Origin of the sequence: Streptomyces scabichelini (assembly GCF_011045015.1) — a bacterium.
GTDB lineage: Bacteria > Actinomycetota > Actinomycetes > Streptomycetales > Streptomycetaceae > Streptomyces > Streptomyces scabichelini.
In genome coordinates, this window is the sequence record NZ_JAAKZY010000320.1 from 1 (window position 1) to 9,085 (window position 9,085).

Consider the following 9,085-nt stretch of genomic DNA (forward strand, 5'->3'; position numbering starts at 1 on the left):
GGAAAAGTCTCCGATGGACGGGGTATCAACATATCTGGCGTTGATTTTTGGCACGCTGTTGAGTTCTCAAGGAACGGACGCTTCCTTCGTACTCACCCTCGCAGGCTTTCCTCCGGGCTTCCCTTCGGTCTTGCGTTTCCGACTTTACCAGACTCTTTCGCGTCCGATTCCCCGTCGGAGGGGTTTTGCTTTCCGGCTTTTCGGCCTTCCAGCGACGTTGACTGTAGCAGATCCTTTCGGGCCTGAACCCCAGTCAACTGGTTTTGTCCTCGCGGCTGTTGGGCCGTTCCGACGTTCCAAACTTTAGCGGATGCTCTCGGCAGTGCCTAATCGGGCTGCCGAGCTCCAACTGGAATTCAATTCGGGCATGCCGAAATGGACCCTGTCGGGAGATCGCACTAGTGGTTTGGTGTGCCGCTTCTGCGGCGGGAGGTGCTGTCGCAGAACCGTTACGGCTCCGTGGCAACTCGAAGAACCTTACGGATCGACGAGGGGAGTGTCAAGTCTCCCCGGGGCGACCGCTCGGCAAACCCTTGGAGGTGAGCGTCAGTCCAGGTCGGTGAGCCGACCGCCGGCGTCGGGCTGCGCGTGCTCCACGCGTCGCAGGAGACGGGTCAGGACGTCGCCGAGGACGCCGCGCTCATCCGAGGAGAGGTCCTGGAGCAGGTCTTCCTCGAAGACGCTGGCGAGGCGCATGGCTGCCAGCCACTTCTCGCGGCCCTCGGTCGTGAGCTCGACGATGACGCGTACGCGGTTGGACTCGTCGCGCTCACGGGTGACCAGGCCCTCGGCCAGCATGCGGTCGATCCGGTGGGTCATCGCGGCCGGAGTCAGGCCGAGGCGCTTGGCGAGGTCGCTCGGGCCCATGCGGTAGGGGGCGCCGGAGAGGACGAGGGCCTTGAGGACCTCCCACTCGGCGTTGCTGATGCCGAGGGTGGCGGTCTGGCGGCCGTAGGCGACGTTCATGCGGCGGTTGAGGCGGCCCAGAGCCGAGACGATCTTCTCGACCTGGGGGTCGAGGTCCTGGAACTCGCGCTGGTACGCGGCGATCTGCTCTTCGAGTGTCGGCTCGCCGACGCCGGGGGTGTCGCCCATGGACGAAGTATGGCACGCACTCACTTGGCGTCGAAGTCCTTCGATGTGTAGAGTTCAATATCTAAGTTTAGGTTCGAAGTCTTCACTCCTAACTACTGAAGCAGGTGAAAGTGACCAGGGCGATGGGCGCAGCGATGCGCCGGATCCATGTGGGCAGTGCACTCGGCGCGTTCGGGCTCGGCTTCACCGTCCCGTACCTGTACGTCTATGTCGCGCAGGTGCGGGATCTCGGTGCCGTGACGGCGGGGCTGGTGCTCGCCGTCTTCGCTGTGGCCGCGCTGGTGGTGCTGCCGTTCGCCGGGCGGGCCATCGTCCGGCGCGGTCCGCTGCCGGTGCTGCTCGCCGCCCTGGTCACTGCCGCGTCGGGTGCGCTGAGCCTGGGGCTCGCGAGCAGTGCGACGACCGTGCTCCTGGCCGCGGGGGCGCTCGGGGCCGGGCAGGCCGTGATGCAGCCGGCGCTCGCGACGATGATCGTGGACTGCTCGACGGCCGGGACCAGGTCGCGGGCCTTCGCCACGCAGTTCTTCCTGCAGAACCTCGGGCTCGGGGTCGGTGGGCTCATCGGTGGCCATCTCGTCGATGCCACGCGCCCCGGTTCCTTCACGCTGCTGTTCGCGATCGAGGCGGCGATGTTCCTCCTGCTGGTCGTGATCATGGCGACCGTACGGATGCCGCGCGCGCCGAGGGTCGAAGGGGCTCCGGCGCAGACCAAGGGCAGTTGGAAGCAGCTGCTCGGCAATCGGGCCATGGTGCAGCTGTGTGTGCTGGGGTTTGTGCTGTTCTTCGCCTGCTACGGGCAGTTCGAGTCGGGGCTGAGTGCGTACGGCGTCGAGGCGGCGGGGATGTCCACCTCCGCGCTCGGTACGGCGCTTGCCGCGAACACCGCGGTGATCGTGGTCGCGCAGTTCGCGGTGCTGAGGTTCGTCGAGCGGCGCAGGCGGTCCCGGGTGATCGCGGCTGTCGGGCTGATCTGGTCCGTCGCATGGGTCGTGGCCGGGTACGCGGGGCTCGGGCACGGGAGCCAGGCCATGGCCACGGCCGCGTTCGTCTCGACGTACGCGCTCTTCGGGCTCGGTGAGGCGATGCTGTCGCCGACCGTGGCGCCGTTGGTCGCCGATCTGGCGCCGAGCGGGATGGCCGGTCAGTACAACTCGGCGTTCGCCCTGGTGAAGCAGCTTGCGCTGGCGGTCGGTCCTGCGGTGGGCGGGCCGATGGGGGCGTCGCTGCACGCGCCGTACATCGTGACGTTCCTGCTGTTCTCGCTGGGCATCAGCTTCCTGGCCGTACGGCTGGGGCGGCAGCTCACGCCCGCGCAGAATCAGCCGTCGTCGGCGGGCAGCCGGGTGGTCGCGCGGGGTGTGGAGCCCGTACCGGAGAAGGTCTGACGCCGTGGAGCCGTGGAAGGGCGGCCGTCACCTTGTGGTGGCGGCCGCCCTTTCGTGTCAGCGGACTCCTGTCACCAGGGTCGAGGTGAAGGAGACCGTGGCCGTGCCGTCGGGGGCGGTGTGGTCCCTCAGGAGGTCGTGGACTGTGCGGCCCGCGCTGGTGAGTGCCTCCTGGCCGCCGGTGTCGGCGATCGCCTGGCCCCAGGGGAGTGCGGAGAGGTGGCCGGCGGCGAAGTCCGGCAGGGGTGGGAGGTCGATGCCGAAGGTGACCTCGCGGTCGGTCACCTGCTGGAAGCCCGCCCGGCGCAGAGCGGTCGTGAGGCGTTCGGCGGTACAGGAGAAAGCGGCGGCGAAGGCCGCGGCGGCTTCTGGGCCGCCGTGTTCCGCGATGGCCCGTTGCTGGGCGACGAAGTACGGAGACTTGTCCATCGAGGCCCATACGGTGGCGGCGAAGCGGCCTCCGGGGCGGGTCACGCGGGCCGTCTGAGCGAATGCCGCGTCCAGGTCGGGGAAGAACTGGGCACCTTGCTGGCAGACGACCGCGTCGAAGGTGTCGTCCGCGTACTGGAGTTGGTCGGCGGGGGCCACGGTGAACTCGATGTCCGGGTACATGCGGGGGTGGTGTGCGGCGGCCACCTTGAGCATGCCGTCGTTCGCGTCGGCGCCGAAGACGCGGCCCGCCGGACCGACCCGGGCGGCCGCCACCCGTGCCGCGAAGCCGGTGCCGCATGCGAGGTCGAGCACCATGGCTCCGGGGAACAGGTCGACGGCGTCCACTACCGCCTCGACGAAGGGCGCCATGATCGGCGCGACGTACCGCTCGTATCGCTCGGGAGCACTGCCTGTGAGCTGGAAGCCCGTTTCCGTTTCCTCTGCCATGGGTGAGCTACTAGCACCGTGCGCCGGGATCGACTAGGTGGCGCGCGGCCACAGGTCTATGTGACACGCGGAAGTGCGAACTCGCACCACACCGACTTGCCGCCGCCCGGCGTGCGGCGGGAGCCCCAGTTGGAGGCGATGGTGGCGACGATCGCGATGCCGCGGCCGGCCTCGTCGGCGGGTTCGGCGCGGCGGCGGCGCGGGAGGTGGTCGTCGCCGTCGGTCACTTCGACGATCAGGCGGCGGTCCGTGCGCCGTAGTCGCAGGCGCATGGGCGGGGTGCCGTGCTGGAGGGAGTTCGCGACGAGTTCGCTGGCGGCGAGGACGCCGAGGTCGTGCAGGTCCACGGGGAAGCGCCAGCTTGTGAGGACGCCGGAGGCGAAGGCACGCGCGCGTGGGGCTGCTTCCACGCCGCCGAGCAGCTCCAGGGCGGCGTTGCGGAAGAGCTCGCTGTCGGAGCCCGTACGGGCCGGGTGCTGGAGGACCAGGACCGCGACGTCGTCGTCGTGGTCGGCCGTCACGCCCGCCGAGCGGACCAGGCGGTCGCAGACCACCTGGGGCGTGCCCGTGGCGCCCGCGAGGGCGTGCTCCAGGGCCGTGATGCCGTCGTCGAGGTCCTTGTCGCGGCGCTCGACCAGGCCGTCCGTGTAGAGCACGGCGGTGGAGCCGGGGCCCAGCGGGACCGTGCCCGAGGCGTGCATCCAGCCGCCCGTGCCGAGCGGTGGTCCTGTGGGTTCGTCGGCGCGCACGACGGTGCCGCTGTCGTCGCGTACGAGGATCGGGAGGTGGCCTGCGGAGGCGTACACGAGGCGGCCCTCGTTGGGGTCGTGGACGGCGTACGCGCAGGTGGCGATCTGGTTGGCGTCGATCTCCGTGGCGAGGCCGTCCAGGAGCTGGAGGACTTCGTGCGGGGGCAGGTCGAGGCGGGCGTACGCGCGGACGGCCGTGCGGAGCTGGCCCATGACGGCCGCCGCGCGCACGCCGCGGCCCATGACGTCGCCGATGACGAGGGCGGTGCGGCCGCCGCCGAGGGTGATGACGTCGTACCAGTCGCCGCCGACGGCGGCCTCCGTGCCGCCGGGGTGGTAGACGGCGGCGACGCGCAGGTCGTCGGGTTCCTCCAGCTCCTGGGGCAGCAGGGAGCGCTGGAGGGTGACCGCGGTCTCGCGCTGCTCGCGCTCGCTGGCGCGCAGGCGGTCGGCGGCTTCGGCGTGGTCGGTGACGTCCGCGGCGAAGATCAGTACGCCACCCCCTTCGGGGGTGGCCGAGACGTCCACCGGAGTGCACGTGAAGGTGTACGAGCGACCGCCGGGCGCCTTGCGGGACTTGACGGTGCGCGGCTTGGAGCTGCGCAGCACCTGGTCGAGGAGGGGCAGCAGGCCGACTTCGTCCAGCTCGGGAAGCGCCTCACGCGCGGGTTTGCCGACGGGACGTGCGCCGAAGGCCGCTACGTAGGCTTCGTTGACGTACGCGAGGCGGTGTTCGGAGCCGTGCACGAGGGCGACGAGGGCCGGGATGCGGTCGAGGACCTCGCGGACCGGCAGTTCGTCGACGGCGGGGACGGGCGGGGCGTCGGCGTCGGCGCCGTCGGTGCCGTTGTCGCCGCTGTCGACGGGTCGCCGCTCGGCGCGGGCCGCGGGCACGGAGCCCTCCGGGGGGAGCGCGTTCGACGAGTTGCCGGCCCGCGCGCGGTCGCGGCGCTGCGTTCCGGGGAGCCGGGCGCTCCAGCGCGTGAAGTTCACTGTGGGACAGGCCTCGTGGGATTGAAGGGCGAGCGGTTCGGCCCGCCCATGGTCGTGGACCAGTGTGTCGGACCGGACCGACATCCGTCAGACGCCGGCCCTGTCGGCGGAGTTCCTGCGTCCGGTCAGGACGACCCCTTCGGGTCCTGAGGAGGCTTTCCACCGGCCGCGAGTTCGAACTCCGCACGGGGATGTTCGAGCGACCCGAGGGAGACGATCTCCCTCTTGAAGAGCCCCGACAGGGTCCATTCGGCGAGTACGCGGGCCTTGCGGTTGAAGGTGGGCACCCTGCTCAGGTGGTACGTGCGGTGCATGAACCAGGCAGGGTAGCCCTTCACCTTGCGTCCGTAGAGGTAGGCGACGCCTTTGTGCAGTCCCAGGGAGGCGACCGAGCCGACGTACGAATGGGAGTACGTCTCCAGGGGCTCGCCGCGCAGGGAGTGGGCGATGTTGTCGCCGAGGGTCCTGGCCTGGCGTACCGCGTGCTGGGCGTTGGGCGCGGTCTCTTTTCCGGGCTCCTTGGCGGTGACGTCGGGGACGGCGGCGGCGTCTCCCGCGGCCCACGCGTGCGTGACGCCGTCGACGGTCAGCTCGGCGGTGCACTTGAGGCGGCCGCGTTCGTTCAGCGGCAGGTCGGTGGCCGCCAGGATCGGGTGCGGTTTCACGCCTGCGGTCCACACGACCGTACGGGTCGGGAAGCGCGCGCCGTCGCTGAGGACGGCGACCCGGTCCGCGCAGGAGTCGAGGCGGGTCTCCAGGCGTACGTCGATGTTGCGGCGGCGCAGCTGGGTGACGGTGTACTTGCCCATCTCCTCGCCGACCTCGGGCAGGATGCGGTTCGAGGCCTCGACGAGGATCCACTTCATGTCCTCGGGCGTGACGTTGTGGTAGTAGCGCGCGGCGTAGCGTGCCATGTCCTCGAGCTCGCCGAGCGCCTCCACGCCGGCGTAACCGCCTCCTACGAAGACGAAGGTCAGGGCGGCGTCGCGGATCGCGGGGTCACGGGTCGACGACGCGATGTCCATCTGCTCGATGACGTGGTTGCGCAGGCCGATGGCCTCCTCGACGGTCTTGAAGCCGATGCCGTAGTCGGCGAGCCCGGGGACCGGGAGGGTGCGCGAGATGGAGCCGGGGGCCAGGACGAGTTCGTCGTAGGAGATCTGTTCCGCCTCCGCGCCCTCTTCCTGGGTGGCGAGCGTGGTGAGGGTCGCGGTGCGCTTGGCGTGGTCGATCGACTGGGCCTCCCCGATGACGATCTTGCACTGGTCGAGAACACGGCGCAGTGGCACGACGACGTGGCGTGGCGAGATGTTTCCCGCGGCCGCCTCGGGAAGGAACGGTTGGTAGGTCATGTACGGGTCTGGCGTGACCACGACGATTTCCACGTCGCCCCGTTTGAGTTCCGGCTTCAGCTTCCGCTGGAGCCGCAGAGCGGTGTACATCCCGACGTAGCCGCCGCCGACGATGAGAATGCGCGCAGGTTCCTTCACCCACCCATGACGCAACGAGCGCTCGAGTTTGTCCACAGGCCCGACAATTTGTGTGACCGACTGCCGGAGACGCGCAGAGTTGGCCGAATTGCCGGAGTGTGCGGAAGAAGCGCAGGTCAGCGACGGTGATCGGGGTGATCGTAGGTGTCTCAATCGGGACGTAAGCGACCCGTACTCCGATCGGGGGGCGCTCTGTGCGGAACCTGCCCCTTCTGAATTGACCCTTACTCAACTATGTTCGTGTGTCATCGGGGTGTAGGGGGAAGCACTCGGCTGGTCCGCACGACGAGTACGACGGGGTCGTGCGATCACCGCCTGTTCCGCTCGCTCCGGCAGTCAATGACGGGGAGAGTCTCCGGGGGGAGACGTCATTACCGGGGGAACACTTATGCATGTTCAGGACACTCATTGGTCTTCCGCGTCTGCCATCGCACCCGGCAGCGCGATCGGTGCGGCGATGGGGAACGGACGCGGTGCGGCAGACGCATCGCGTACCACCCCGCTGCGCGTGGACGCACAGCGCAACCTCGAGCACGTACTGCGCGCGGCGCGCGAAGTCTTCGGCGAGCTGGGCTACGGCGCGCCGATGGAGGACGTGGCGCGGCGCGCGCGGGTCGGCGTCGGCACGGTGTACCGGCGCTTCCCGAGCAAGGACGTCCTGGTCCGGCGGATAGCCGAGGAGGAGACCTCCCGGCTGACCGACCAGGCGCGGGCGGCGCTCGGGCAGGAGGACGAGCCGTGGTCGGCGCTCTCGCGCTTCCTGCGGACGTCCGTGGCCTCCGGCGCGGGACGCCTGCTGCCGCCGCAGGTGCTCCGGGTGGGCGTCGCGGACGACGGCACGGTCCTCGACGAGGCGCGGGTGCCGAAGCAGCGGTCCCAGCCGGTCTCCGTCTCTGGGGAGCTGCGGCTTCTGGAGCAGCGGCCGGCGGCCGACGGGGAGGCCGGGACGGCCGAGGACGACGCCGGGGCGGGTCAGCTGCTCGAGGTCGTGGGCCGGCTCGTGGAGCGGGCGCGCGCGGCGGGCGAGCTGCGCCCGGACGTGACCGTGTCGGACGTTCTGCTGGTGATAGCCACGGCTGCGCCCTCGCTGCCGGACGCGGCCCAGCAGGCGGCGGCTTCGGCCCGGCTGCTGGACATCCTGCTGGAGGGTCTGCGGTCGCGTCCCGCGTAAGCGCTCCGCTGGGCGGCTGGGAGAATGCGGGTCGGTTGTCGGCTGCGGGTTCGTTGTGGCTGGTCGCGCAGTTCCCCGCGCCCCTAAAGGGGCGCGTCTAAAGGGGCGCGTCAACGGCCGTACGGGGAAAGTCGGCTGCGTCTTCCCCGTACGGGTGAACGCTATTGCTGCGGTGTGCGAAGTACCCACGGACGAGTGGTTGGTCCGTCCCTTCGGGTAACGGCTGCGGGACCCCATGACACTCTTTCCCGATGTTCGGGTCCGAGTGTGCAGGCGGGGGCTTTCCGCGATGAGCGTTGACGGACGGGACGGGTCACTCGGCGACGGGGGTGCGGAGTCCGGTGGGGTGCCTTCCACGGAGTCCGGTGCGATGCCTTCGCGGCGGGTGCCTGGTCAGGGTGGTCCTTCGAAGGGCGGTCCTTCAGAGGGCAGCGTTCCGCCGCAGCGTGAGCCCGTCGAGTTGCCGCCGCCCGACGCCGGGTTGATCGGGCGGATGCGCTCGGGCGACGACACGGCGTACGAGGAGTTGTACCGGCGCCACGCGGAGGCGGTGCGCCGGTACGCGCGCACGTGCTGCCGGGACGCGCACACCGCGGACGACCTCACGGCCGAGGTCTTCGCCCGCATGCTCCAGGCCGTACGGGGCGGCTCGGGGCCCGAGCACGCCGTACGCGCGTATCTGCTCACGTCCGTACGACGCGTCGCCGCCAACTGGACGAAGTCGGCGAAGCGGGAGCAACTGGTCGACGACTTCGCCGTGTTCGCGGCGCAGGCCGCGCGCGGCGCCGAGGTCTCGGACGACGACACGCTCGACCTGGGCGCGGATGTGCGGGCGATGCACGAGGCCGAGCAGTCGATGGCCATGCAGGCGTTCCGGTCGCTGCCGGAGCGCTGGCAGGCCGTGCTGTGGCACACCGAGGTCGAGGACGAGTCGCCGAGCGAGGTCGCCACGCTCTTCGGCCTTGACGCCAACGGCACGCGCGTGCTGGCCAGCCGGGCTCGCGAGGGCCTCAAGCAGGCGTATCTCCAGGCCCATGTGAGCGCCACGCTGACCGCTGACGAGGAGTGCGCGCGGTATGCCGACCGGCTCGGCGCGTACGCCCGCGGCGGGCTGCGCACACGGGCCGAGCGCGGGCTGCGCAAGCACCTGGATGAGTGCGCCCAGTGCCGGCTGGCCGCCGGGCAGATCAAGGAAGTCGCCGGCGGGATTCCCGCGGTGGTGCCGGTCGCGGTCATCGGGTGGTTCGGTGCCGCCGGGTACGCGAAGGCCGCCGCGCTCATCGCCGGGGGTGCCGGTGCGGGGGCGGCGGCCTTCGCGTACCC

7 protein-coding genes are annotated in these 9,085 nt (G+C 70.3%); 3 read left to right on the forward strand and 4 right to left on the reverse strand.

The window, feature by feature from the left end:
- Window positions 1-546: 546 nt before the first annotated feature.
- The gene (locus tag G5C60_RS53455; RefSeq protein WP_165270028.1) at window positions 547-1,095 is read right to left on the reverse strand and encodes a MarR family winged helix-turn-helix transcriptional regulator; all 549 of its coding nucleotides are present in this window, start codon (window positions 1,093-1,095) and stop codon (window positions 547-549) included.
- 122 nt (window positions 1,096-1,217) lie between these two features.
- On the opposite strand from G5C60_RS53455, the gene G5C60_RS47605 reads away from it, so the two are divergent.
- A complete protein-coding gene (locus G5C60_RS47605) occupies window positions 1,218-2,480 on the forward strand; it encodes an MFS transporter (protein ID WP_165270038.1) in 1,263 nt (420 codons plus the stop codon).
- Between the two features lie 57 nt (window positions 2,481-2,537).
- On the opposite strand, the gene G5C60_RS47610 is transcribed toward G5C60_RS47605, so the two are convergent.
- The 3 genes from G5C60_RS47610 to G5C60_RS47620 all read right to left on the reverse strand — a co-directional run bounded on the left by G5C60_RS47610 (window position 2,538) and on the right by G5C60_RS47620 (window position 6,591).
- On the reverse strand, window positions 2,538-3,359 hold the full coding sequence (locus G5C60_RS47610; protein ID WP_165270030.1) for a class I SAM-dependent methyltransferase: 822 nt from the start codon (window positions 3,357-3,359) through the stop codon (window positions 2,538-2,540).
- 56 nt (window positions 3,360-3,415) lie between these two features.
- Entirely contained in the window at window positions 3,416-5,101 is a 1,686-nt protein-coding gene (locus G5C60_RS47615) for a SpoIIE family protein phosphatase (RefSeq protein WP_165270040.1), read from the reverse strand.
- Between the two features lie 125 nt (window positions 5,102-5,226).
- Window positions 5,227-6,591 carry an FAD-dependent oxidoreductase gene (locus G5C60_RS47620; RefSeq protein WP_165270032.1) on the reverse strand — a complete coding sequence of 455 codons (1,365 nt, stop codon included), beginning with the start codon at window positions 6,589-6,591 and terminating at the stop codon, window positions 5,227-5,229.
- Between the two features lie 388 nt (window positions 6,592-6,979).
- Here G5C60_RS47620 and G5C60_RS47625 point away from each other — a divergent pair, with 388 nt between their 5' ends.
- Both G5C60_RS47625 and G5C60_RS47630 read left to right on the forward strand, forming a co-directional pair.
- Complete coding sequence (locus G5C60_RS47625; protein ID WP_165270034.1) at window positions 6,980-7,762, forward strand: TetR/AcrR family transcriptional regulator; 783 nt, start codon at window positions 6,980-6,982, stop codon at window positions 7,760-7,762.
- Between the two features lie 289 nt (window positions 7,763-8,051).
- Window positions 8,052-9,085, forward strand: a 1,034-nt coding sequence (locus tag G5C60_RS47630; protein WP_165270036.1) for a sigma-70 family RNA polymerase sigma factor, incomplete at its 3' end; no start/stop codon positions are given.

Excerpts from the sequence above, each read along its gene's own strand:
- G5C60_RS53455 (WP_165270028.1), bottom strand. The coding sequence starts at position 1,095 with ATGGGCGACACCCCCGGCGTCGGCGAGCCGACACTCGAAGAGCAGATC.
- G5C60_RS47610 (WP_165270030.1), bottom strand. The coding sequence starts at position 3,359 with ATGGCAGAGGAAACGGAAACGGGCTTCCAGCTCACAGGCAGTGCTCCC.
- G5C60_RS47605 (WP_165270038.1), top strand. The coding sequence starts at position 1,218 with ATGGGCGCAGCGATGCGCCGGATCCATGTGGGCAGTGCACTCGGCGCG.
- G5C60_RS47625 (WP_165270034.1), top strand. The coding sequence starts at position 6,980 with ATGCATGTTCAGGACACTCATTGGTCTTCCGCGTCTGCCATCGCACCC.